The 25,021-nt window shown below is 52.0% G+C and carries 22 protein-coding genes; 3 read left to right on the top strand and 19 right to left on the bottom strand.

Annotated elements, in window-relative coordinates:
- Positions 1 to 9: 9 nt before the first annotated feature.
- From ACXUPB_RS06945 to ACXUPB_RS06900, 10 genes are all read right to left on the bottom strand, one after another.
- Complete coding sequence (locus ACXUPB_RS06945; protein WP_350359578.1) at positions 10 to 951, bottom strand: nitroreductase family protein; 942 nt, start codon at positions 949 to 951, stop codon at positions 10 to 12.
- An 11-nt stretch (positions 952 to 962) separates the two neighbouring features.
- Complete coding sequence (locus ACXUPB_RS06940) at positions 963 to 2,246, bottom strand: flippase (RefSeq protein WP_035566840.1); 1,284 nt, start codon at positions 2,244 to 2,246, stop codon at positions 963 to 965.
- Between the two features lie 44 nt (positions 2,247 to 2,290).
- Positions 2,291 to 3,379 carry a Wzz/FepE/Etk N-terminal domain-containing protein gene (locus ACXUPB_RS06935; RefSeq protein ID WP_281662139.1) on the bottom strand — a complete coding sequence of 363 codons (1,089 nt, stop codon included), beginning with the start codon at positions 3,377 to 3,379 and terminating at the stop codon, positions 2,291 to 2,293.
- A gap of 355 nt (positions 3,380 to 3,734) precedes the next feature.
- Complete coding sequence (locus ACXUPB_RS06930) at positions 3,735 to 4,754, bottom strand: porin (RefSeq protein WP_281662371.1); 1,020 nt, start codon at positions 4,752 to 4,754, stop codon at positions 3,735 to 3,737.
- A gap of 259 nt (positions 4,755 to 5,013) precedes the next feature.
- A complete protein-coding gene (locus ACXUPB_RS06925) occupies positions 5,014 to 6,087 on the bottom strand; it encodes a porin (protein ID WP_179916238.1) in 1,074 nt (357 codons plus the stop codon).
- Between the two features lie 264 nt (positions 6,088 to 6,351).
- Positions 6,352 to 7,143, bottom strand: a complete 792-nt coding sequence (locus tag ACXUPB_RS06920; protein ID WP_472955969.1) for a ProQ/FINO family protein — start codon at positions 7,141 to 7,143, stop codon at positions 6,352 to 6,354.
- A gap of 20 nt (positions 7,144 to 7,163) precedes the next feature.
- A complete protein-coding gene (locus ACXUPB_RS06915; RefSeq protein ID WP_472955968.1) occupies positions 7,164 to 7,703 on the bottom strand; it encodes a dihydrofolate reductase in 540 nt (179 codons plus the stop codon).
- Positions 7,700 to 8,518 (bottom strand): thymidylate synthase, encoded by an 819-nt coding sequence (locus tag ACXUPB_RS06910; protein ID WP_339934449.1) that lies wholly within the window; start codon positions 8,516 to 8,518, stop codon positions 7,700 to 7,702. Before ACXUPB_RS06910 ends, ACXUPB_RS06915 begins: the two co-directional genes overlap by 4 nt.
- A gap of 117 nt (positions 8,519 to 8,635) precedes the next feature.
- Positions 8,636 to 9,430, bottom strand: a complete 795-nt coding sequence (gene lgt, locus ACXUPB_RS06905) for a prolipoprotein diacylglyceryl transferase (RefSeq protein ID WP_035555440.1) — start codon at positions 9,428 to 9,430, stop codon at positions 8,636 to 8,638.
- A gap of 177 nt (positions 9,431 to 9,607) precedes the next feature.
- On the bottom strand, positions 9,608 to 10,807 hold the full coding sequence (locus tag ACXUPB_RS06900; protein ID WP_035555438.1) for a response regulator: 1,200 nt from the start codon (positions 10,805 to 10,807) through the stop codon (positions 9,608 to 9,610).
- A gap of 207 nt (positions 10,808 to 11,014) precedes the next feature.
- Between ACXUPB_RS06900 and ACXUPB_RS06895 the strand changes: the two genes are divergently transcribed.
- Positions 11,015 to 11,806, top strand: coding sequence for an NRDE family protein (locus tag ACXUPB_RS06895; RefSeq protein WP_035555436.1), 792 nt, complete (start codon positions 11,015 to 11,017; stop codon positions 11,804 to 11,806).
- A gap of 7 nt (positions 11,807 to 11,813) precedes the next feature.
- Here the strand turns inward: ACXUPB_RS06895 and ptsP are convergent, their stop codons facing one another.
- Both ptsP and rppH read right to left on the bottom strand, forming a co-directional pair.
- Positions 11,814 to 14,075 (bottom strand): phosphoenolpyruvate--protein phosphotransferase, encoded by a 2,262-nt coding sequence (gene ptsP / locus ACXUPB_RS06890; protein WP_035555432.1) that lies wholly within the window; start codon positions 14,073 to 14,075, stop codon positions 11,814 to 11,816.
- 88 nt (positions 14,076 to 14,163) lie between these two features.
- On the bottom strand, positions 14,164 to 14,655 hold the full coding sequence (gene rppH, locus ACXUPB_RS06885) for an RNA pyrophosphohydrolase (RefSeq protein ID WP_008959681.1): 492 nt from the start codon (positions 14,653 to 14,655) through the stop codon (positions 14,164 to 14,166).
- A 217-nt stretch (positions 14,656 to 14,872) separates the two neighbouring features.
- Between rppH and ACXUPB_RS06880 the strand changes: the two genes are divergently transcribed.
- Positions 14,873 to 15,529 (top strand): histidinol-phosphatase, encoded by a 657-nt coding sequence (locus tag ACXUPB_RS06880; RefSeq protein WP_035555429.1) that lies wholly within the window; start codon positions 14,873 to 14,875, stop codon positions 15,527 to 15,529.
- Positions 15,530 to 15,669: 140 nt separating this feature from the next.
- On the opposite strand, the gene ACXUPB_RS06875 is transcribed toward ACXUPB_RS06880, so the two are convergent.
- The 5 genes from ACXUPB_RS06875 to yrfG form a co-directional block, all read right to left on the bottom strand.
- Positions 15,670 to 16,914: an alpha-hydroxy acid oxidase gene (locus ACXUPB_RS06875; protein WP_045812146.1), complete on the bottom strand. Its 1,245-nt coding sequence runs from the start codon at positions 16,912 to 16,914 to the stop codon at positions 15,670 to 15,672.
- 206 nt (positions 16,915 to 17,120) lie between these two features.
- Positions 17,121 to 18,674, bottom strand: coding sequence for a phosphoenolpyruvate carboxykinase (locus ACXUPB_RS06870; RefSeq protein WP_035555426.1), 1,554 nt, complete (start codon positions 18,672 to 18,674; stop codon positions 17,121 to 17,123).
- Positions 18,675 to 18,984: 310 nt separating this feature from the next.
- On the bottom strand, positions 18,985 to 19,860 hold the full coding sequence (hslO, locus tag ACXUPB_RS06865; RefSeq protein WP_008959677.1) for an Hsp33 family molecular chaperone HslO: 876 nt from the start codon (positions 19,858 to 19,860) through the stop codon (positions 18,985 to 18,987).
- A 98-nt stretch (positions 19,861 to 19,958) separates the two neighbouring features.
- Positions 19,959 to 20,348, bottom strand: a complete 390-nt coding sequence (gene hslR, locus ACXUPB_RS06860; protein ID WP_008959676.1) for a ribosome-associated heat shock protein Hsp15 — start codon at positions 20,346 to 20,348, stop codon at positions 19,959 to 19,961.
- A complete protein-coding gene (gene yrfG, locus ACXUPB_RS06855; protein ID WP_008959675.1) occupies positions 20,348 to 21,037 on the bottom strand; it encodes a GMP/IMP nucleotidase in 690 nt (229 codons plus the stop codon). The genes hslR and yrfG overlap by 1 nt, the downstream gene beginning before the upstream one ends.
- A 77-nt stretch (positions 21,038 to 21,114) precedes the next feature.
- On the opposite strand from yrfG, the gene nudE reads away from it, so the two are divergent.
- Positions 21,115 to 21,756, top strand: coding sequence for an ADP compounds hydrolase NudE (gene nudE, locus ACXUPB_RS06850; protein WP_035555457.1), 642 nt, complete (start codon positions 21,115 to 21,117; stop codon positions 21,754 to 21,756).
- Between the two features lie 187 nt (positions 21,757 to 21,943).
- Here the strand turns inward: nudE and ACXUPB_RS06845 are convergent, their stop codons facing one another.
- Both ACXUPB_RS06845 and ilvD read right to left on the bottom strand, forming a co-directional pair.
- Entirely contained in the window at positions 21,944 to 23,002 is a 1,059-nt protein-coding gene (locus tag ACXUPB_RS06845) for an oxidoreductase (protein ID WP_035555421.1), read from the bottom strand.
- A gap of 54 nt (positions 23,003 to 23,056) precedes the next feature.
- Positions 23,057 to 24,901: a dihydroxy-acid dehydratase gene (ilvD, locus tag ACXUPB_RS06840; protein ID WP_035555418.1), complete on the bottom strand. Its 1,845-nt coding sequence runs from the start codon at positions 24,899 to 24,901 to the stop codon at positions 23,057 to 23,059.
- Between the last annotated feature and the right edge of the window lie 120 nt (positions 24,902 to 25,021).

The raw sequence follows: 25,021 nt of genomic DNA, 5'->3' as shown, positions 1-25,021 counted from the left end.
AATCCTTTACTAAAGTTTTGTATAAATTTCTTCGATAGGCCGGCGTGGCGATTGACAAACCTTACTAGTGTCATTGGGATAGCCGATTGCAAGCATCATAATTACAGAGTGTTCTGGGTTAATAGGCAATAGTTTTCTCAATTTTAGGTCAGTTGCTGCATCCTGACTCCAGTTAAGACAACAAGAACCTATGCCGATTGAATGCAATGCCAGGATCATGGACATTGAGAAAATGCCTCCATCAATCCAGTGCTGATAGCGCTCTTTGTATGAAACAAAGGCTTCTAAATCACTACAGATAATTAAAAGTCTTTTAACTTTATGACCAAAACCACGATTTCCATTCTGCAATGATAATGCAGCACTGATAACTTCCGGGTTCTCAAGATCGTAGATATACCATGCTTGCCGGTTACAAACCGATGGAGCTTTCATAGCCATGTGAATAGCACGTTTTAATTCAGTGTCTTTAATACCGAGGTCACTAAACTCACGGATAGAATGACGCCCTAAAAAAAACTCTTCAGGATTTTCTAAATTTAAAATAGAGTTTTTAATTTCTAGTATTCCACCCTCTTTACTAGCTTCATCAGAAATGTGTTGCAACTCCCTATGCAATTTCATTCCTTCACCTTTGTCTACGATTTGAGCTGTAAAATCACTCAAGACTTTCAACGCTACTCGATCCTGAAAGCCATAATCATTTGCCTCTTTCGCTCTATCTAAAATAGCTTTTAGCAATTTTGCGTTCTTTCCACCAGCAGATGGGTTTCTTTCAGTTAAGCTAAGGCTTTTCTCTAAACTATGATAAACGCGAACAGAGGCGTAATTTCTTTCCTGCTTATTACGCATATTTTGGCGCCATCCGCCGTAACGAGTAAACCGAAAAAAATCATAGAACATACATAAGAGGCAAAAAACCAGACGACCAAATGACTTTAATATACTCACCAAAATCTCCATCAATTTTTGATAACCAGCCGTTTAGCAGTAATGAAATATAGTAATGCAAGAAGAGCATTACTTATGATTGTTGCAGTAGCAGCACCCACCATTCCATAAAGCGGTATTAACACTAAATTAAGAGAAATATTTAATAGAGCAACTAAAATCATAAGTTTTACCTTTAGTTTCATGTTATTTTGGGTAACAAGAACAGCACCAGAACTAAAAGCAACAAACATGAAGGGAACAGAAAAAGAAAGTATTTTTAAAATAAAAGCTGCTTGAGCATAGTGATCGCCAAATAGTATTGAGACCATCCAATCTGCTGTTATCCAAATGCCAATAAGAAAAATAAGACCCAAAAACAGCATAGCAATATTGCCTTGTTCAAACAATTCCCTTACTCTTGCAGGTTCCTGTATTGACCAGCGATGTATTTTAGGTAAAAAATATTTTTGATATATAACCCCAGGCAAAAGATAAATAGCCGAGATTACCAGGAAGGCAATATTGTAAATGCCTGCACTAGTATCGCTGTCTAAATATTTAAGCAATACTATATCACTTTGGTAATATATTAAATGAGCAAACGCAGCTAAACCGAATGGCCATGATAGATTAATTACCGTTTTCCAATTTTTTCTCTCACCGTTAAAAACATTAGTGTAATTTTCGTGTCCGACTAGACAAAATGTTCTATTAAACATCGGTTTTAACATGTAATAGCCTACTGGAATCATTAATACTGCCACAGCTGCATACATTAAAGATCCTAGCACTACGTTAACATTTTTACTTAAAAATAAAGCTAATGCGGCTACCAATAAGAATCGTGATAAATGCGGAAAAAGCTGCCACATAGCTAAAGATAAAAATCTTTCCTCGAGCTGTAATCGGCTACTCACTAGCTCTAGAATCACTTGCGCTAGCACATGAAAAGCTAACAAGCATAATACCAAGGTTGTTAGTTGATTATGCGGCCCCACCATAGCCCAAGCTATTAATCCGCAAAACACGAGCCCTGTAGAATATGAAATAAACCTCATGGAACCGCTTAACCATCGCCTTGCTGCCCAGCCTTCTTGACCAAACGCTTTTAGCCAGAATTGGGCAACTCCAAAACCAGCAAGAGGTACGAACAGCATTACAAAAGACAAAGAAGATGAAAAAACACCGTACGCTTCTGGAAGCAACAGGCGAGCAAGAATAGCTTGCGTAATGAAAGCCAATCCTGCACCAGCCAGGGTTGCAAGCCAAAGTGAAGAAACGGCTTTTATTGCTTCACGTTTTAATAAACTCATTCCGCTCCTAAAGCTCGGCTTACGCTAATCAAAACCATTCTTTACTATTCTTGTAAATCACGGCGTTTCATATTTTTAAATGATACTGACATCAATGCGATAACGAGCCCAAAGATACTACCTATAACAATAGACAGTGCTAATATTAGGGGCTTGTTAGGTGATACCGTTCGCTCTCCTGGAAAAGCATACTCAATTACGTCCACTACCCTCTCAGTTACTATAAAATCATCTAACCCGTTTTTAGAAGATTCATCTTCGCTTATTGAGTCACTAATCTGTTGTCTTGCATCTATACTTTGTTGATTATCTCTAACATTTTGATTACTTAACCCTTTATCTAATGAGCTAATCAATGCGTCTCTCTCTGACTCAAGCGTTTCATAACCCATAAAATATTTAGGCAAATTTCCAACGTTAGAATAAATTATTTGGCTACCGCGCTGTTCGCCATCGAGTTGATAAGGCATCGTTGGTGTTTGAATATTCAAGTTACGAGCAACTGTTATTGCACGTTCAACTTCAAATATCTCTTCTTCGCGCTCTGTGCGAAGCGCAGCTTGTTCTAAGTTAAGGTTTATATCCAAACGCATTAATTGAGCTTGGTTATAAGCAGCAAACCTTGCATGTAGCCTAGACCAAACCGTACTTGAAGTTTCTGCTATGTAAGAATTTAAGAGTTCATCACCATTTTCACCTTCTGGGTAGCGATACTTAATACTCATAGTCATACTTCCAGCCCGGTCTGCAACAAGACCTTCAATGGTAAATCTGTTTTGAAAAAGCTCTATTAAAGATTCTTCACTATCAAAGGATAACTCATCCCCTCTTTCTTCAATAAAGGCTTCAAAGTTCTGAAAACTAGTTAACCTATTCCCTAATGCTCTATATGCATCTTCTGGAGAAATTTGAAAATCATTGAAGTGATTGAATACTGCAAAATTTGATGCCGCTGGAGGAGCAGCTCGAAAACGGGCTTCATAGACAGGTGTTACTAACCATAAATACACTAGACATAGAGATACACTTAGCAATAAAGTACCGATTATCCAATACCAAGAACCTAAAATAGCTATAGCTAAATCTCTCAAATCAATTTCATATGATTTTGCAACTTGAGCATCTGATTCCATTGCCATTTCCGTTTTTTCCCTATTCTATTCATTAATAGAAAATCACTATTGATCGTAATGTATAAATAACCATATCTTATTTTTGCCCACTTGGGCGGAGTATGACACCTTAATTGACAAAACAGTTGATTTTATATTTATCTGCTAGATAACACAATAATACGGAACTCACTTAGCGATAGGGAAATTTGCAATGCCAGCACTTAGTAAACAAAAATCATTACCATCTTTTTTTTGATATTGCGCTGCTTATGAATTTTCTTTTCCCTATATGAAATAAAAGACCTTCATTATTAAATGAAAGTCTTAAGAAAGTTAAATATTTAGCACTTAAGCAGCTTATCACCAAGCCATCTTAAAAATGATAGCGGGCTCCGGACAGCCAATACGTTCTATTAGCTGTACTTTCTTGTCGGACGCTGGGTGCGTTGCCGTCGGCTAGCTCTACGAACACATCGAACGCGCTGGAGATCTTGTAGTAGGCACCCGCTGCCCAGGCGCTGCTCTCCTCGCTCTCGTCACGGTCTACGTTGTAGTAGTCGGCGGTAAATGCCCATGGACCAGTGGTGTAGGTTCCGCCTAGGCCAAGTGTATCGAATCCTCCACCATAGGTGGCACTATTATCTTGCGTTTCTGCCCCTAAACGCATGGTTAGCTGGTCACTCAATGCATAGGAACCGATCAGCCCATAGAGCATTTCACCATTCCCGCCGCCGCGTACTACGTTTTCAACCGCGCCAAACCCGACTTTGAAGGGACCTTGCTGATAATGAACACCGCCCTGTGCGGCAATCACCTCGCCCTCTTCACTCTGCTCAGCTGGGGTTGATCCACGCTCACTGTACTGTTTTAGCTGCACAAAGCTGGTAAATCCGTTTAGCTCTGGCGTGTAGTAGCCAATGGAATCCCCCCTGGATTGTAAACCAGTCGCGTTAAAGAGCAGTCCGCGATCTAGGTAAACGTCAAAGGGGGCTGATACAAACTGGTAATAAAGACTATCGAAGTTCCCAGCTTGAACGGTGCCGTACTGCTTGCTGGCCAGGCCAATGTAGCTTTGGCGGATCTCATTAAAACCCTGATCGGTATTGCGCTCATCGCCTGTGAAACGCCACTCTAGACGCCCGAAAGCAGATAAATCTGACGTGACATCATGGCTCATGCGAAAGCCAAGCCGTGAATAGACATCGACAAATTCTGTACCGTCATCTACCTCGTTACCTGCGCTATCGAACTCGGGGCCACCACCAGCAATGCCCATGGCAATGCGCCCGTAAATATCAAACTTCGCTCCTTCTTGGTCGTAGAGTGTTGTGGCTTGCGCTACCGATGCAGACAGTGAGGCGCTAACAGTGGCTGCTAACAGCGTTTTTTTCATCGTTAATCCCTTACCTTTATTTTATAAACCTACCTATAGGATGCTATTGGCTTATGCATCTTATGCAATGTTATAAGATAACAATAAATAAAGGAAGGTGATTTCACTTCCCAATGCTCCTAGGCTGTTAATTTATCGGTAAAACAACCATGACTATTTATCAATAGAAAAAACAGGCAAAAAAAACCGGCCTCTAAGAGGCCGGTTCTATTTGGTTCTGCTAGGCAGTTACCCTTTAAGCGTGGTGTTTAAACCAGGCTTAGAAGTGGTAACGAGCGCCTGTCAGCCAGTATACGTCGTCAGTCAGGTCACCAAGGGTAACGTCACGATCAACAGTTGGTGCGTCGCCATCGTTAAGCTCGAGGAACACGTCGAAGTTACTGGATACATTGTAATAAGTACCTAGAACCCAAGCGTTACTGTCGTCTAACTCTTCGCGGTCTACGTTGTAATAGTCAGCAGCGAATGCCCAAGGACCAGTGGTGAAAGTACCACCTACACCAACTTTATCGTAGCCGTTTTCGTCGTTAGCACCACGAAGGTCATAGCTATCATTGTTGTCACGAGTTTCATAACCCAGACGTGCAGTGAACTGGTCAGTGAAGTCGTAAGAACCGATCAGGCCGTAAAGCATTTCGCCATTACCGCCACCACGCTCAACATCTTCAACAAAACCTAGACCAACAGTGATCGGGCCTTGTGCGTAACGAACACCACCTTGTGGTGCTACAACTGCACCTTCTTCAGTAGTGCCAACGCCTTCAACTTCGCCGCGCTCGCTGTAGTGCTTAGCTTGCAAGAATGCAGTCCAGCCTTGCAGGTTAGGCGTGTAGTAACCGATAGAGTCACCACGTGACTGTTTCGGATGGCCAGCAAATTCTAAACCACGATCAATTTCCCAGTAGAACGGAAGAGAAACGAACTGGTTGTAGAAGCTGTCGAAGTTACCTGCTTGAAAAGTACCGAACTGGTCACTTTGCAGGCCAAGGTAGCTTTGGCGAACTTCATTGAAGCCGCTGTTACCATTGCCGCTTGGACCAGTACGCTCGTCACCGCTGAAACGCCACTCAACACGACCGAACGCAGTCAGATCGCGAGAAACTTCGTGGCTCATACGCAGACCAAGACGCGAATAAACGTCTACAAACTCAGCGCCGTCATCGATTTTCTGACCAGCGTTATTGAACTCGGGGCCACCGCCAGCGACACCCATGGCGATACGGCCATAAACATCTAACCGAGTGCCGTCTTGGTCATAAACGGTTGCTGCTTGTGCTGCAGCAGAGGCACCCAGGGCGCCAACGATAGCAGTCGCTAAAAGTGTTTTTTTCATGATGTAAGTTCCTTAACTCGTATACTGTTTCGATCGTTGCTGCTCAACTCTTAATAAGTTGGCAGTTGGCTTTTGCGGGCCATGCTCTTTTGCCATCCACCGGTTTTTCCCAGTGGTATGCGGCATGTCCTCAACTAAGCCTTGTTATAGTCCAATGCTCGCAGAACAAACTCTATACCGGGACTCAAGGGAACGCAATAGAAAAAAACAGTGTTTTCTTACTATTTGTACTTTTTTATGGAACCCCTGCCTACTGACCTGGTCTCAGCGGCCTTTGAATTTTTGCTGTAGGCCTAACAATTTGTCTTCCATGCTAAGCGGCTTACGCGGCTCGCTTTTTTCGCTTTCTGCCTGCTCTGCCGCCTCTTGGCGGGGTTTATGCGCAACAGGCTTCGGTTTAGGTGGCGCTTTCTTGGACGGCTGCGGCCCTTTCTGATCACCACGTTTTTCTGCTGCATGCAGTGCCGATTGCTTATCAACCTTGCCGGCAGGCTGACCATCTAAATCTACCCGCTCAACACCCTCTCGCACGGCTTTTATGTAGCGAGGAAGGTTCACGTAGTTGGCTAAGGCGCGGCGAATCAGTTTATTTGGCCACTCTTCGCGCTCGGCAAGCTCTTGGTGAATGCCTACTTTTAGCGGTTTGGTGTGCCCCTTAAAAAACGCTTTGGGGTAGCGCTCATACCATTGATTAAGCAGGGCGTGCGGCGAAGGCACTGACGCTGTTTTAGGGTCGCTAGCAGCTTTGCTGGGCGCTTTTTGTGCAGAGACTTCTTCAGGTTCAGGGACTTGCTCTTCAGCTGGTTCTTCTTCGAAGGCTTTAGTGTCTTGAGCTGCCGCCTCTGGCGCATCGTCGCTGAGCACATCTTCGTTATGCGTTTCAGTTTCTATTGTCGTCGCGGATTCTGAGCTTGGCACGCTTTGGGCTTGGGCGTCTTTCAGCGCCAATTGCTGTTTTAGCCGCTGATTTTCTTCACGCAGGGCTTGTAGCTCAGCTTGTGTGCGTTCAAGACGCGTTTCTAAGTCATCCAACATATTCATTAAGCTGGCGGCCATAGCCTTCTCCTTTGACCTTTTCAGTCAGCGATACGCTCGTAGACCACAAAATCATAGCTTGGCTGCCCTGCTGCTGGCTGCCCTGCTACGCGCTGTACTTCTTGCCATTCGCTGGGGTCGAAGTCAGGAAACGTGGCGTCGCCTTCTACGTCTATATCCACTTCCGTTATGTAGAGCCGCTGGGCAAAGGGTAACGCCTGGCGGTATATCTCTCCGCCTCCCATGACCATGATCTCTTCTGCTGCTTCTATAGTGGCGTGCTGGTCAGCTAGTTCTAGCGCTGCGGGCAGGTCGTGGCATACGCGTATACCTTCGTGGGAAAACTCGGTGTTGCGCGTCACCACCACATTAAGCCGATTCGGCAGCGGCTTGCCAATGGATGCGTAGGTTTTACGCCCCATTACCAACGGTTTTGCCTGGGTCATGCGTTTGAAAAACTTTAAATCTTCGGGCAGGTACCAGGGTAGCTTGCCCTCTACGCCGATCACTCGATTTTTCGCCATGGCGACAATCATTGCTACAGGTACCAAGGAGTCAAAGGCATCTTTCTGCTGGCTCATACCGCTACCTCGGCTTTGATGTGCGGGTGCGCCTCGTAAGCATCAATGTGAATATCTTCGAAACGGAATGCGAACAGATCGTCTATTTCGGGGTTAAGCACCAGCTTAGGCGCTGCTTTGGGGGTGCGCGTTAGCTGTTCTTTGGCCTGCTCAAGATGATTACTGTACAGGTGGGCATCGCCTAGGGTGTGGATAAATTCGCCCGGCTGTAGGCCAGTCACTTGGGCAACCATGGTCAGCAGTAAGGCGTAGCTGGCGATATTAAACGGTACTCCGAGGAAAATGTCGGCGCTGCGTTGATAGAGCTGGCATGACAGCTTTCCATTGGCGACGTAGAACTGGAACAGGCAATGGCACGGAGGTAGCTGCATTTCATCGACCTGGGCTGGGTTCCAGGCCGAGACAATCAAACGCCGCGATTGGGGCGTGGTGCGAATTTGGCCAAGCACTTTGGAAATTTGGTCAACGCTGCCGCCTTTAGGGTCGGGCCAACTGCGCCACTGGTAGCCATACACGGGGCCTAGGTCGCCGTTTTCATCCGCCCACTCGTCCCAGATCCGCACGCCGTTCTCTTTTAAATAGGCGATGTTGGTGTCGCCTTTCAGGAACCACAGGAGTTCGTGAATGATAGAGCGCAGGTGGAGTTTTTTGGTGGTCAGTAGCGGAAAACCACGCGACAAATCAAAGCGCATTTGATGGCCAAACACGGAGCGCGTGCCTACGCCTGTACGGTCGTGGCGGTCAACACCATGCTCCAAAACGGTTTGCATCAGGTCTAAATAGGGTTGCTCAAGCGCGGGCGTTGTAGCAGTCACAGAATTTCCAAATTAACAGGCGATGTAGCGGTTTATTCTAGGCGCCCATAGCGGCTCGGTCTAGCGGTGCCGGCTGGTTAGCGTTATTCGACCAACCCCGGCACCGCTGCGCGCTGCTTAATTTGCGACTTTTACATCTACTGGCTGGGAACGTGACCAGGCGATGATGACTAGGCCCAGCGCAATCATCGGTAGTGAGAGCAGCATGCCCATGGTGACCCAGCCGAAGGCGATAAAGCCGATATGGGCGTCGGGCATGCGGACAAACTCGACCATGAATCGGAATACGCCGTAGCAGACTAAGAATAGCCCGGATAAAAAGCCACGGGATGTTGGCTTAGCCGAGACCCACCACAGAATAGCAAACAGTACGACGCCTTCTAACAGGGCTTCATAAAGTGCTGATGGATGACGCGCTTCAGGCCCCATACCGGGAAATGGCATGCCCCAGGGTAGCGAAGTCACGCGACCTGGTAGCTCATGATTAATAAAGTTACCGATACGCCCGGCACCTAAGCCAATTGGCACTAACGGGGCGATGAAATCGGTAAGGGTTAAAAATGCCAGCTGTTTACGACGGGCGAATATCCAGGCAGCGAGCAATACGCCGAGCAGGCCACCGTGGAAGCTCATGCCGCCATCCCATACGCGGAAGATCCAGAGCGGGTCTGCTGTCCATTGCCCTAGCCCATAAAACAGCGCGTACCCTAAACGCCCACCGGCCACGACACCGATCGCGCAATAGAAGAGTAAATCGCCGATATCGTCATTATTGAGGCCGATACGCGATGCGCGCCGACAGCCGAGCCACCAGGCCGCTACAAAACCCACAACGTACATCAGGCCATACCAATGGACTTGCAGTGGCCCTAAGGAGATTGCCACTGGGTCAATCGTTGGGTAATTAATCATTTAAACTCTCTAATCTGACCAAAGGAATTAATGAGGCCTTCTCGCGGAGGTAGGCATTTAGCAACCGTACATCGTCACCACAGGCCACCGCCACGAGGCGTGCGCCAATGTCACGGGGGCAATGATAAGTCGGCATACTCAGAAAGCCACCTTTATCGTCATTTAGGCGGCGGCGCTTTAATCCTGCGCACCTGGAAACCAGCGGACAATCATATTAAGAAGAGTTTCAGGTTGATAGGGCTTGGCGAGCAGGTCATCCATACCGGCAGCTAAACAGGCATCGCGCCCGGCATTGTCGATATTGGCCGTTAACGCGACCAGCACGCTTGGACTGCCGCCACTTTTGCGCTCGTACTCGCGCCAGCGCCGGGTAGTTTCACGCCCGTCCAGAGTGGGCATAAAGATATCCATAAACACCAGATCAAAGCGGGTGTTTTTTTGGCGCTCCAACGCTTGCTCGCCGCTGCTGACGCCTTCCACCTTTAGGCCTTGGGATTCCAGCATTTGCCGCGCCAACATCAAATTGACCGGACCATCGTCGACGACTAATACACGTAAATTGCGCTGGTCCCCTGTGTGCTCGCCGCCCCCCACCTCTGTTGCACTGCTTACAGCAGCTTGTCCAGCATCCTGCTCAGCACCTTGCTGAACGAGGTTCACCAATAGCGCACGGATATCCGAGACGTGCTCGTACACTTCCATGACATTTTGTCGAAAGCTATCGGTAATCTCTTTTTCAGCCATCGCACTTAAATGATCTAACAAGTTATCCGTTTCACGCTGCAGCAACGTTAAATAGCCTGATTTCAAACGCGACTCTTCCCGCGCTCTTTCGCGCCCTGCCATTAACAGTTTGAGCTGACGCTGCTGATGCTGAAGGTCGTCCAACAGGGTTTGCTCATGCTCCTGCTGGGTATTCTTAGTCGCGGCAGTGGCTACTTGCGAGCAGTGCATGCAGCGCTCAAGACCGGCTAGCACTTCATTAACGTTGGCCAAACGCTGAAGAGGTAGATGGGATTCGTCGGCAGCATCCGGAGGAGAACATTTATGTTCGGGTAACGAACGTGCAGCGGTGGCGCACAGGGCCTGACTATGCCGTTCAAGTTCGGTGAGCTCTTGCATAAAACGGCTATCTTTGCGCCGAGCGCGGGCTTTCACCAGCATAAGAAAGGCGCCAACGTTTAAACTACTGCCGACAAGCAGGGCCGCCATTAACCACAGCATGGTGCTCCAGGAAGCGTAACTGGGCGACATTCCCCACACCATTGCGCCAACCACCAGACAGAGCACAACTAGTGCTGCTTGTACAAGCAATAGAGGCCACAGCAGAGGCCAAACAATGGCGTTCCAAAAGTGCTCCCTTTGATAGTGCTGCATGATCTCGCCTTCCTATTAGCCGCATGGCCGCTGATAACGTGACCGCTTTAACCTTTGCGCGAACTGCCGACACTCATAAATCACCCCTTTCTGTGTGATGATTTATGCTACAAATATGATACCGATGTAAGTGTACGTCTACACTTCGTTACTGTCATGCGGCTGTTGCGTTGAACGCTCTCCACCCTTTTTGTCTACGAGTTTGTTATGTGCTTGATATCGTTTGCTTGGCAACCCGGCACACCCACGCCTTTGCGGCTGATGGGTAACCGTGATGAGTTTTATGCTCGCCCCACCGCGCCCATGGGTGAGTGGCAAGATAGCCCTTACGTTGTCGGTGGGCGTGATTTAGAGGCCGGTGGCTCATGGATGGCGGCCAGGCGTGGCGGTGTCTTGGCGGCCTTAACCAATGTGCGTGACCTGCAACTAAGTGTGCCACCCGGTGCACCTAGCCGAGGCGAATTGGTCGCTGGTGCCTTGCAGTGTGGCAATATTGAAGCATGGTTAAGGGAGCTTAGCCAGGGAGAGGCGTTGCGCTATGCTGGCTTTAATTTATTAGTCGCGACCCCACAGCGGCTTTGGCACCTGCACCGGGGCCGCGATCGCTTGGCTCTCAGCGAAGTGCCCCCCGGCGTGCATGGTTTATCCAACGCCGATCTTAACTCCCCCTGGCCAAAGCTTTTAGATGTGCGTAGGGCGCTTGAGGACGCTATTTTGCAGCCAGGATGCTGGCCAACCGCGGTTCAGCGCGCAATGCAGAACCCGCAAGAAGCGGCTGTCGAGGCATTACCGGATACCGGCGTTGGCCTTGAGCTGGAGCGCCAGCTTTCGGCGGCGTTTATAGTTGGCGAGCACTACGGCACCCGCGCCACTTCGTGGCTAACCCTGGATAGCCACGGGCACATCAAGATTACCGAACAGCGCTTTGGGCCGCGGGGACGCTTTGAGGGTGAAACCACCCTGGCGCTGGCCAACGATTCGCTAGCATCAACGCTCTAGGGTTTGCCTAGTCACGGGGTGGCATCAGGTGCGACAACTGCCACTCATCCATACGCCCTTCTAAATGGGTATGCACCTGGGCAGGTGTATCCAGCTCCATCACTTCTTTGAGCAACTTCTCGGCATCGCTAAGCGGAACCCGGCGAATGGCCGCGCGCACTTTGGGCAGGCTAGGCGCATTCATGGAGAGACTGGTAAAGCCCATGGCCATGAGCAGCAACGCCCCAGCTGGGTCGCCGGCCAATTCACCGCATAGCGAAATAGGCTTTTTCAACCGCGTGGCATCGTTGGCCAGTTCAAGCAGCGCCCCCAGCAGCGCCGGGTGAAGCGCGTCGTAAAGGCTTGATACGCGTGGGTTATTGCGATCCACCGCCAGCAGGTACTGAGTGAGATCGTTGCTGCCCACTGAGAAGAAATCGACGCGTTTCGCTAGCGCATCCATTTGGTAGATAGTGGCGGGCACCTCGATCATCACGCCCACTTGGGGCCTAACGACAGTAATGCCCTCTTCACCCAATTCCAGAATGGCGCGATCCAGCAGGCGCAGCGCTTCGTCAACCTCTTCGACGTTGGTGATCATCGGGAACAGTACGTAGAGGTTTTCCAGATCGATCGAGGCTTTGAGCATGGCGCGCAGTTGCACCATCAGCACTTCCGGGTGATCCAGCGTGACGCGCATACCGCGCCAGCCTAGAAACGGATTGGCCTCTTCAATCGGGAAGTAGGGCAGGTCTTTATCACCGCCAATATCCAGGGTACGCATCACCACCGGCAGCGGCGCAAAGCCTTCAAGCTGGTCTCGATAGAGTTTGGTTTGCTCTTTTTCGCCGGGGAAGCGTTCGGTAATCATAAACGGCACTTCGGTTCGGTAGAGCCCCACCCCACCGATACGGCTTTTTAGCAACGCAGTGGCATCTACCGCCAAACCGGTATTGACCATTAGTGGCATGGCGTGGCCGTCGGGTGTGGCGCTGGGCAGATCCTGTTCGTGCTCAAGCAGTTCGCTGAGCGCCTCTTCTTCGGCGATCAGACTGGCATAACGCGCAGTAAGTTCAGGCGCTGGGCGCACAAACAGTCGGCCACGGTGGCCATCCAACACCACCGGTGCACCACCTAGGCGTGGCAGCGGTAAATCCACCATGCCCAGCACGGTAGGAATACCCATGGCGCGGGCGACAATCGCCACGTGGGACGTGCTGGAGCCGCGCACCGAGACGAGCCCTTTGAGCTTGTCGCGGGGGACTTCACCCAGCATGGCCACGCTAATTTCATCGCCGACCAGGATGGCGTTATCAGGGTAGGTTTCCGGCGTGGATGGTGTGTCTTCCTGCAGATGGGCGAGCACACGGCGGCCTAGATCACGAATATCCGCCGCTCGCTCACGCAGGTAGTTATCGTCAACCCGCTCTAAATACTGTACGTGGCGTCGCACTACATCGGCGAGTGCGCCTGGGGCCCACTGCCCTTCACGAATACGCTTTTCGACTTCATCGGCCAATGCCGCTTCACCAAGCATCTGCTGATACACATCAAACAGCGCCAGCTCCTGGGCGGAGATACGGCTGGCCAAACGTTCGGCCGCCGCACGAATTTCGCTACGGGTTTTGCCAATCGCTTCTTTTAAGCGTGCAACTTCATAATCCAGGTCGCTGGGTACCAAATCAGGCACGCTGTTTAAGTCAGCAGGCGGGGTAATCACTACCGCTTCACCCATGGCCATGCCTGGCGAGGCGGCAACGCCTTTAAACATTGCCTGCCCCCCCGCAAGCGCCGGACGCATTAGGTTGCCGGTCGCCAACGCATGGGCCAATACACCTGCCAACTGAGCGGCCATGGTCACCAAAAAGGCTTCGTCTTCATCGTCGTAGCGGCGTTTTTCGGCTTGCTGAACCACCAGCACGCCCAGCATATGGCGCTGATGAATAATCGGCACCCCCAAAAAGCTGGAGTAGCGCTCTTCACCGGTGGCTTCAAAATAGCGGAATTGCGGGTGGGTCTGGGCGTCTTCGAGGTTAAGCGGCTCACTGCGCTTGGCTACTAAGCCTACTAGACCTTCACCTAATGGCAGTACAACGCGCCCAACGGCCTGAGTGCGCAGACCAATGGTCTCCATTAATACCAGCGACTCAAGCTCTTTGTCGTACAGGTAGAAAGAGCACACGTCGGTCTGCATTGCTTTACGAATTCGACGTACCATTGTGGACAGCGCGGCATCGAGGTTGCGCGCGCCGTTCACTTCCTGAATCACCCGGCGCAACACCTCAAGCATGGACGTTTTACTTTTCACTGTTATTTGCCTCGCTGAGGAATTTCTTGGCAAACTGCCGCTGCCCTGCCTTGGGCAACGGCTTTTCACCCTAATCGTCATCCTGTGCCAGGCGCTGAGCGCGGGGAGACAATTCTCGCAACGCGCGCCGATACACCTCTCTTTTAAAAGGTACTACCTGCCCTAGCGGGTACCAGTAGCTCACCCACCGCCACCCATCAAATTCAGGTGTTGGGGTTGCCGTCATACAGATTTGGCTTTCCTGGCAACGGATTTTAAGTAAAAACCACTTTTGCTTCTGGCCTATGCAGACCGGACGCGAATGTGTGCGAATCATGCGTCGTGGCAGACGGTAGCGTAGCCAGCCCCGGGTGCAGGCAACAATATCAACATCACCGGCGGTTAAGCCGATCTCTTCGTAAAGCTCACGAAAAAGTGCTTGTTGTGGCGTCTCGCTTGCATTGATGCCCCCCTGGGGAAATTGCCACGCATTTTGTCCTACCCGACGCGCCCAAAGCAGCTGCCCCTGGCTGTTGGCAATGATAATGCCAACATTGGGGCGAAAGCCGTCAGCGTCGATCACGGACATCACCTTCATAAATTTTCAGTTGTCCCCATTTTTCCACAAGGGAGACAAGCGTATCAATACAATATAACGCTAAGTGATGAATGGTTGCGGCGCGTTGGTGGGAATGAGGTGGCGACTCTGCGATAATCCGCCTCCGCTATTTGCCTAATTAGCGCCTATTTCACCACTACTATTCGCCTACTATTATCACTGACTAAAAAAGGGGAGCGCCGTGAGTCTGGCCATATTCGATTTGGATAATACGCTGCTATCCATCGACAGCGATCATGCCTGGGGCGAGTTTTTACTCGAACAAGGGGCTGTCGACCCGGTCGCTTACCGGGAAGCCAATGAGCGTTTTATGGCCGATTACAACGCGGGCACTCTGGATATGGCCGCCTTTTTAGAGATGGCGCTTAAGCCGCTAGCCGATAACCCCCCTGAGCAGCTTGCTGCCTGGCATCAGCAGTTTATGGTCAGCAAAATCGAGCCCAGCATTCTACCCAAAGCGGAAGAGCTGCTGGCCCGTCACCGCACTAAAGGCGACACGCTGCTGATTATTACCGCCACTAACCGCTTTATTACCGCGCCGATTGCGGAGCGCTTGGGTGTCGATCACTTGATCGCGGTGAATCCGGAAGTGAAACAGGGCCGTTACACCGGCCGTGTTTCCGGCACGCTGAGCTACCGCGAAGGCAAAGTCACCCGCCTAGAGCAGTGGCTTCAAGAGCAAGACTTAAGCCTGGAAGGCGCTTGGTTCTACAGCGACTCACACAATGATTTACCGCTATTAGAAATAGTCGAGCACCCTGTCGCCGTTGACCCTGACGACACCCTACGCAACGTCGCCGAAGAGCGCCAGTGGCGAATTATGAGCTTGAGGGATTAGATTGGTGAAGGCGCTAGGCCTCAGTACGGTAACCATGAACGGCATGGCCTGGTGAAATTACTTCCTCTATCGATTCTGGCGTTCCATTGAAGAAATGCTTGTCTACCTGCAAAAGACCATAGCAAGACTCGCTCATTTCATTATTTTATGGGTGCAGTGTCAGTCGTTTTTGCAGCCACCACCGGCTGTTGCGATTGGTTCTCTATGGGCTGATATAGACAGGAGTGATTCAATTGGAAAAGACTGGTCAGGCCCAGCAGCGCCATATTGCGCTCAATCTCGCGCTGCAAGAGATCGGCGACATGCTCCACACCGGCTTGGCCTGCACAGGCGGCCGCGTAATTAAATGGGCGTCCGATGAAGACGAAGTCGGCCCCCAGCGCCAAGGCCTTGATGACATCGGTGCCACGCCGGAAGCCACTGTCGATCATGATGGGGATATCGCTGATACGGCGTTTGACCTCGGGTAGCACCTCAAGTGGAGAGATCGTGCAGTCCAGCTGTCGAGCGCCGTGATTGGACAGGATGATGCCGTCCACGCCTGCCTGACGGGCACGCACCGCATCCTCGGGGTTCAGCACACCTTTGACGATCAATGTGTCAGGCCATAAGCGCCGCACAAGATCGAGATAATCCCAGTCAAAATGGCGACGCCCCGAGAAGTCCCGCGCGGCTTGGCGGGAGATGACGGGGGCTCCCCGCTCGGCATGGTTGTTCTCGAAGTGCGGCATGCCATGTTTTAAGAGCGTGCGCAGGAAGGTATTACACAGCCAGCCGGGTCGCATCAAACCATCGACTGCCAAGCGAAGGGTTGGCTCAAGCGGGGATGAAAACCCCGAACGGCGGAAATTGTCGGGATTGGGCGGCACCGGATAATCAAGCGTTACCACCAGTTTTTTGAAGCCTGCTCGTTTGATCCGCTCGAGCAGGGCTTCGATACCTTCCGGTGTGCCGGGCAGGTACGCCTGGAACCAGTCGGCGCCCTCAACCTTTGCCACCTCTTCCATCGGCACTAGAGACGACCCACTCATTATCATCGGCAGATTACGTTTCGCCGCTGCGCGTGCCAGCACTAGGTCGCCTTGATAAGCCGACAGGGCGCTGATGCCCATGGGGGCGATACCGAAAGGCACGGCATAACGCTTGCCATACAGCTCCGTTTGCAGATCAATCTGCGAGACGTTGACAAATGCCTTGGGCAAAAAGCGGTAATCATCAAAAGCGGTGAGATTAGCGCGCTGGGTTCGTCCATCCTCTGCGACATGGTCGATATAACCAAAAATAGGCCTTGGCAACTTCCGACGTGCTAAACGCTCTACATCGTGCAAATTACGGATGCTGGCGAGTTTGTTTCGAGTCCAGCGTTGTTGGAGCCAACCTTTCACGCAATACTCCTAATGATTATTTTATTTTAAGCTATTTGGACAGTTAACCCGTGTTTACCAACCCACTAGGTTATTAATAAATCACTAGGTTACTAAATCACTCTCAAATACGTTAGCTCAAGCAGCCAATAAAAATGGGACAGTGCCTTGGCACTGTCCCATGTTGACTACTTAGTCACATTCTAACTACTTAGCTCAGCAGCGTCTTAGGTCAACTGAGGCCCAGCCTGAATGATCGCTTCGTTAACGCCTTTAAACTTCTTGAAGTTATCGACGAATTTTGTCGCCAGCTCTTTGAGGTGGCGGTCGTAGGCATCGCGATCCTGCCACGTTTCACGCGGGTCGAGCAGGCTGGAATCGACGCCCGGCACAGCGACCGGCACTTGCAGGTTAAGCCCATCGATATGTTTAGTGTCAATGTCGCGCAGCACACCAGACTGAATAGCACTGATGATGGCGCGGGTGGTCGGGATAGAGAAGCGCGAGCCGCCTTCACCGTAAGCACCGCCGGTCCAGCCGGTATTGACCAAGTAAACCTGAGCATCCTGCTTATCGACACGCTTGATCAGCAGGTCAGCGTATTCGCGTGCAGGGCGCGGGAAGAACGGTGCACCAAAGCAGGTGGAGAATGTGGCAGCTAGACCTTCAGCAGAGCCCATTTCAGTGGAGCCCACTTTAGCGGTGTATCCTGACAGGAAGTGATAGGCCGCGGCTTCTTTGGAAAGAATCGACACGGGCGGCAGTACGCCAGACATATCGCAAGTCAGGAACACAATGGCATTCGGCTCGCCCGCCAGGTTTTCCGCTACGCGCTTTTCAACGTGCTCCAGCGGGTACGCGGCGCGGGAGTTCTGGGTCAGACTATCGTCGGCGTAGTCGGGCTCGCGACGATCATCCAACACCACGTTTTCCAGCACGGTGCCGAACTTAATAGCGTTCCAGATGACCGGCTCGTTCTTCTCGGAAAGATCGATACACTTGGCGTAGCAGCCGCCTTCCATGTTGAAGACGATACCGTCGCCCCAAGCGTGCTCGTCATCACCAATCAGGAAGCGCGCCTGGTCAGCGGAAAGCGTGGTTTTACCGGTGCCCGAGAGACCGAAGAAGAGACAGGTTTCGCCATCTTCACCCACGTTCGCGGAGCAGTGCATGGGCAGTACGTCGGCGGCGGGTAGCAGGAAGTTCTGCACGGAGAACATGGCTTTTTTCATTTCACCGGCATAGCGCATGCCCGCAATAAGCACTTTTTTCTCGGCAAAGTTGATGATCACGCAACCATCAGAGTTAGTGCCATCGCGAGCAGGGTCACACTCAAAGCCTGCGGCGTTGAGAATTGTCCATTCCCCTTTAACAGCCTGGTTATAAGCCAGGGGGCGCACAAACATGGTACGGCCAAACAGGTTTTGCCAAGCGGTTTCGGTGGTGACGCGCACTGGTAGGTAGTGAGCGGAATCACTGCCCACATGCAACTCAGAAACAAAATGGTCTTGGCTGACCAGATAGTCATTGACCCGATCCCATAGGGCGTTGAACTTGTCTGCGTCGAAAGGCTGGTTAACGTTGCCCCAATCGATTTGGCTGCTGGTGGAGGACTCGTCAACGATATAACGGTCTTTCGGTGAACGCCCGGTACGCAAGCCGGTATTTACTACCAGAGCACCGTGGGCCGAGAGGCGGCCTTCGCCACGTGCCACGGCGCGCTCGATGAGTTCGGCGCTGCTGAGATTGACGTGGGCTTGGGGAGCTTGAGTCGTGGTCATGTCGATTCCTGGGCCTTGAGGCCGTTATATCTCGTTACCGGGCGTCACCGACGCCTTAAATGTCATCCCAGTCCTGCTAAATCGGCTGGGCACGCTGAAGTCCGGCGCATTATGGCAAAAAGAAAGCCCCCAGGAAACGGGGACTAAGACCAAATATCTTGTAGTTAAACTACTACAAAGACACTACATTTTGTGCTGCAGCGCAGTAAAAATTAAAACAGTCGTTTGCAATAATGGCCAAATTCATTGGTTCTACTGGCTCGCTTAGCGACACTTAAAAACGCCCGACTGTACAGCTGCGACTACATACCTAGTGAATTGTGGGCGATGGGGCTTCGGGGTCGTCTAACAAAGTTTCAATATCCGCCGCCGTGTAGTGATATTTCGTATGGCAAAAGTGGCATTGGGTGTCGATAGCGCCCTGTTCGTGAAGAATATCTCGCAGTTCTTCCTTGCCTAGCGTGTGCAGTGCATGGCTCATTCGTTCGCGGGAGCAGGTGCAGCCAAAGCGCAGGGCTTTGGGTTCAAAAACGCGCACGGTTTCTTCATGGTAAAGGCGGTGCAGCACTTCGCGCTGCTCAAGCCCGAGCAGTTCTTCTGTTTTAATCGTATCGGCTAACTGCACGCTGCGGTCCCAGGCATCAACATCCTGGTTTTGTGACTCTGCGGGGAGGCGTTGGAGCAACAACCCACCTGCGCGCTTCTCATCCGCCGCTAACCATAGGCGGGTTGGCAGCTGCTCGGATTGCGTAAAGTAGGCTTCCAGGCAGCCCCCTAGCGTCTCCTGATCCAGCGCGACAATGCCTTGATAGCGATGGCCTTCACGGGGGTCGAGGGTGATGACGATTTGGCCCTCACCGACCAGTTCACGGAAAGAGGCATGCTCGCTAGGCAGGTCGGCGTCTTCCGCGATACGGGCAATCGCCCGCAATTCACCACCGGGGTTGGATTCAGCCATTAGTAATGACAGAACGCCGCGGCCGCGCACTTCGATGCTTAGCGTGCCATCCAGCTTAACGGTATCGGTGAGCAGCGCCACGGCAGCTAACAGCTCGCCCAGTAGCTCATTGACCGCGGGTGGGTAGGCGTGGCGATCCAACACTTCGTGATAGGCGGCCGCTAGGGTGACGATCTCGCCGCGGACATTGGTGTGATCGAACATAAAACGTTGAATTTGATCGGACATAATTTGGCAACCTACTATAAAGGACGGCGGGTGTTTAGCTGCGACTCATCTTTAACTGGGCTATTGGTGCTGCTGCACTGAGTGAATAGCCGTGTGGGCTACTCACCCTGATTGCGTTGGAAGCGCTGAATATCGCGGCGCTGCTTTTTATCAGGACGTTTGAGCGGATGCTGCATCGCCTCGTTAGTGAGACGCCTTGCTTCGGCTTCCTTGGCACGACGCTGCACACTTGCGTCTGTTTCTGCATAGAGCGTGCGCGCTTCTGGCGCACCGCGCCGTTGATCCGAAAGCGATATCACCTCTACCTCTAAGACCTCCCAGCCCTGGGGCACCCGAATAAGCGCACCTAACTCGACCTGCTTGCTGGTTTTAGCGCGGCCGCCGTCGTAGTGAACCTTGCCACCTTCAATGGCTTTTTTAGCCAGCGCGCGGGTCTTAAAGAAACGCGCTGCCCAGAGCCATTTATCTAAGCGTACGCTCTCGCTCATTAACGCTCTCCTTGCGATTCTGACAGCTGTTCCGGCAGTTGTTCGGGAAACAGATGAGCGAACCGATCCAGGGCTATAAACTCCTGTAGCTCTTTTTCAGGCCGCTGGCTGTCAGGTTGTTTAATGCCCAGCAAATGCTTAATGCCAAACTCACGAGCACTTTCCAGCACGCGGGCATTGTCATCAATAAATAGTGTTCGTGCCGGGTCAAAAGGCTCGATTTCCTGCAACGCAAACCAGAACGCCTGCTCCTCTTTAGCAGCCCCCACGTCCTCGGAAGAGACGATAGCATCCAGGTAGCTTTCCAGGCCGGTGAGGGGCAGTTTCAAGGCAAGACTGGCGCGATCAGCGTTGGTGGCAAGCACCACCCGTGGGTGTGCTAGTTTAAGCCATTTGAGGAAATCCAGTGCGTCGCTGCGCAGGCCTATCAGATGTTGCACTTCCCGCTTCAGGGCAACGATATCTACCCCTAGCTCGCGGCTCCAGTACGCTAGGCTGTACCAGTTTAAAGTACCCTGCTCGCCGATAATACGCGCCCGCAGCGCTTCCTGGGAGGCTTCATCCAACTGGTGCAATTCGCGGTAACGTCGCGGTAAATGATCCAGCCAAAAGTGGCTGTCGAAATGTAAATCCAGCAGCGTGCCATCCATATCAAGGAGGACAGTGTCTATCTCGCGCCAATCAATCATTGCCGCTCCAGTCACGTTAGGAGTAAGCGTGCTATTGTAGCTTAACCGCCTTTTACCAGCCATGGAGGCACATGTTTATGTCTACGCTCCCCCCTACTCGCCCAACCTTTAATCACCCTGAAGATGGCAGCGTTAACCGCTCGGGTTACCAGCAAAAACCACAGATTCTGGCGCGTAAGCAGATTGCCCAAAGCCGTTTATTCCAGATTGAGTCACTGGATCTGCGTTTTTCCAATGGCGAAGAGCGCCAATTTGAACGTTTAACCGGCGCGGACCGGGGCGCGGTGATGATGGTGGCAATGCCTGACCCGGAGCACGTGCTACTGATTCGCGAATACGCCGCCGGGTTTGAAGATTATGTGCTCACCTTGCCAAAAGGGTTGGTCGACCCCGGTGAAGACATTATCACCGCTGCCAATCGCGAGTTGATGGAGGAGTGTGGCGTGGGTGCGCACCGCATCGAGCCGTTGGTTGAGCTTTCCCTGGCGCCGAACTATATGCGCCACCGCATGCAGGTGCTGCTTGCCACCGACCTTTACCCCAAGCGACTGCCAGGGGATGAACCCGAGCCATTGATTGTGGAAACCCACGCCATTGAGGAGCTCCCTGCCCTGCTATTGCGCGAGGATTTTCACGAAGCCCGCGCGATCGCAGCACTCTATATCGCCCGAGACCGGTTGCGGGAAGAGAAACGCAATAGTGCGACGGATTTGCTTTGAGGTAATAACGTAAAGCTTTCCTTCCGTCACTGCAGATATTTTCCTGATGTCGTTGCAAGGAGCGCAGCGACGCGGCAATCTCAATCCACGGCGGCATACCAACCCGAGATTGCTTCACTGCGTTCGCAATGACAGAAGGCCTGCGTTTGCAATGACATGAAGCTCGCGTTCGGCTTCTCTTACTTATTTAAAGATGATTTTTCAATGTAATCCAACGCCGCTGGCGGTGGCTGTCCAGGCCGGCTTCCAGCAGAGCCATCGAACGCAGGGCATCGTCGACGCTTACCGGTAGCGGCGCTTTATCGCGGATAGCGGCGGTAATGCCCTGGTAATAAGCCAGGTAATCACCCGGTAGCGTCGGAAGTTCACGGCGCATCAGCGGCGCGTTTTCACCCTCTCCTTCACGCAGCGTTAACGTGCCATGTTGGCTATCTTCGCCCCACTGTGGTGCGGGCACTTCGCCTGCTTTCAGGCGATCCTCCTGGGGATCCAGACCGTACTTAACGAAGCTGCCTTGGGTGCCATGAATCCGAAAACGGGGGGTTGGATCGGCAACCAATGTGCCAGCGGCCAAGGTAACGCGAAAGCCTTCGTAATCGAGCAGTACCAGGAAATCGTCGTCGACCTGGGAGTCGTCACGTAGTGCGTCCAGTTCCAGCAAGATTGCCTGAGGCATGCCAAACAGTTCGCAGGCTTGGTCCAGCAGGTGCGGGCCCAAATCGTACCAGATGCCACCACCGGGGGTCGCTTTCTCGCGCCAGCGATCACGCACTTCCGGGCGAAAGCGGTCAAAATGTGATTCAAAATTCACCAGTCGCCCTAGCGTCCCCGCTTCAAGCAACGCTTTAACGGTTAAGAAATCGCTATCCCAACGGCGGTTGTGAAATACCGACAAAAGACACTCTTTTTCATCCGCCAACTTTTTGAGCAACTTTCCTTCAGACAGCGTGACCGTGAATGGCTTATCGACCACCACGTGCTTGCCCGCCGACAGTGCCGCTTTCGCGAGCGAAAAATGCGTGTCGTTGGGTGTCGGAATAACAATCAGATCAATATCGCTGCGCTTGCAAAGCGCCAACGCCTGGGCCTCCACCTCTACGCTAGGAAGTGACGCCTGCACCTTAGCAGCATCGCTTGAGGATACCGCCACCAAATCCAGGCCGTCCGTGGCCTGAATCAGCGGTGCGTGGAAGGTTTGGCTAGCGAACCCGTAGCCGACTAATCCAACGTTAATAATTGCCTTCATTTGATTCCTTCAGGTTTGTTACTGCGACTGATGATTGCTGCACTTAGTGCCCTATCAATCCAGCTTGCTTAGGTCCCGAACGGCCCCTTTGTCGGCAGATGTCGCCAATAGCGCATAGGCTTTCAGCGCTGGGGTAATCTTGCGGGGGCGCTGTTCAACGGGCTTCCAGGCGGTGACGCCTTTTGCCTCCATCGCCTCGTGGCGAGCCGCCAGCTCAGCATCCTTCAGGTTGACGTTGATCGTCCGGTTAGGAATATCAATACGGATGATATCGCCCTGCTCAATTAAGCCAATGGCGCCCCCAGCTGCGGCTTCCGGCGACACATGGCCAATCGAAAGCCCAGAGGTGCCGCCCGAAAAGCGACCATCGGTGAGCAGCGCGCAGGCTTTGCCTAACCCTTTAGACTTGAGATACGAAGTGGGATAAAGCATCTCCTGCATACCGGGGCCACCTTTAGGCCCCTCGTAGCGGATCACGACGACATCGCCCGCTTTGACCTTATCCGCCAATACATGGGCAACCGCCTGATCCTGAGACTCAACCACATGGGCGGGGCCTTCGAATACCAGGATTGATTCGTCGACCCCGGCGGTTTTCACCACGCAACCATCCAGCGCGATATTGCCATACAGTACGGCTAAGCCGCCCTGCTGGGAGAACGCGTGCTCAAGATCGCGAATACAGCCGGTGGCGCGGTCGCCATCCAAACTCGGCCAGCGGGCGCTTTGGGAAAAGGCAGTCTGGGTGGGGATACCGCCCGGCCCAGCTTTAAAGAACTCAACGACTTCGGCGCTGGGCGAACGCATAATGTCCCACTCATCCAGCGCGGCTTTGAGACTGTCGCCATACACGGTGGGTACCGAGGTATCCAGCACACCGGCACGATCCAACTCACCTAGAATCGCCATGATACCGCCCGCACGATGGACATCTTCGATATGATATTTCTGAGTGTTGGGCGCTACTTTGCAGAGCTGGGGCACTTCACGGGAGAGGCGGTCGATATCCGCCATGGTGAAGTCCACCTCGGCTTCCTGGGCAGCCGCTAGGAAGTGCAGAATAGTGTTAGTAGAGCCACCCATGGCGATATCCAGGGTCATGGCGTTTTTGAACGCTGCTTTGGAGGCAATGGCACGGGGTAGCAGGTGCGCTTCATCGCCTTCATAGTAGCGTTTGGCCAGCTCGACAATGCGGTGACCGGCTGTTTCAAATAGGCGACGACGATCAGAGTGGGTGGCCAGCACGGTGCCGTTACCGGGCAAAGCCAAGCCTAGCGCCTCGGTCAGACAGTTCATCGAGTTGGCGGTGAACATACCCGAGCAGCTACCGCAGGTGGGGCACGCGCTACGCTCGACTTCGGCAAGCGTTTCATCATCCACGCTGTCATCGGCGGCCATGACCATGGCATCGACGAGGTCCAATCCGTGGTTAAGCAGCTTGGTTTTACCCGCTTCCATGGGGCCGCCAGAAACAAAGATAACCGGGATATTGAGGCGCAGCGCGGCCATCAACATCCCTGGGGTAATTTTGTCGCAGTTGGAGATACATACCAGCGCATCGGCACAGTGGGCGTTGCACATGTACTCAACGCTGTCGGCAATCAGGTCACGGCTAGGCAACGAGTAGAGCATGCCGTCGTGTCCCATGGCGATGCCGTCATCCACTGCAATGGTGTTGAACTCTTTCGCTACGCCACCCGCTTTCTCAATCTCCCGCGCCACTAGCTGGCCCATGTCCTTTAGGTGAACATGGCCCGGCACAAACTGGGTGAAGGAGTTGGCGACGGCAATAATCGGCTTTTGAAAATCACCATCCTGCATACCAGTGGCGCGCCACAGGGCGCGTGCACCGGCCATATTACGACCAGCGGTGGTGGTTCGTGAGCGATACTCTGGCATGGCGTCTCTCTCTTGATGTCTATCTCAAAGACGATTCACTATTTTTATTAGCCCACGGCAAGGATGGCCGCAGGCCAAGCTATTCTGAATAATATCAGCAACCTTGGATTGTGGCATGCG

The sequence above is a fragment of the Vreelandella sp. DA03-1M genome, from assembly GCF_055725665.1.
Note: the sequence above shows the minus strand (reverse complement) of the source record. Positions and strands in the feature narration are given on the sequence as shown.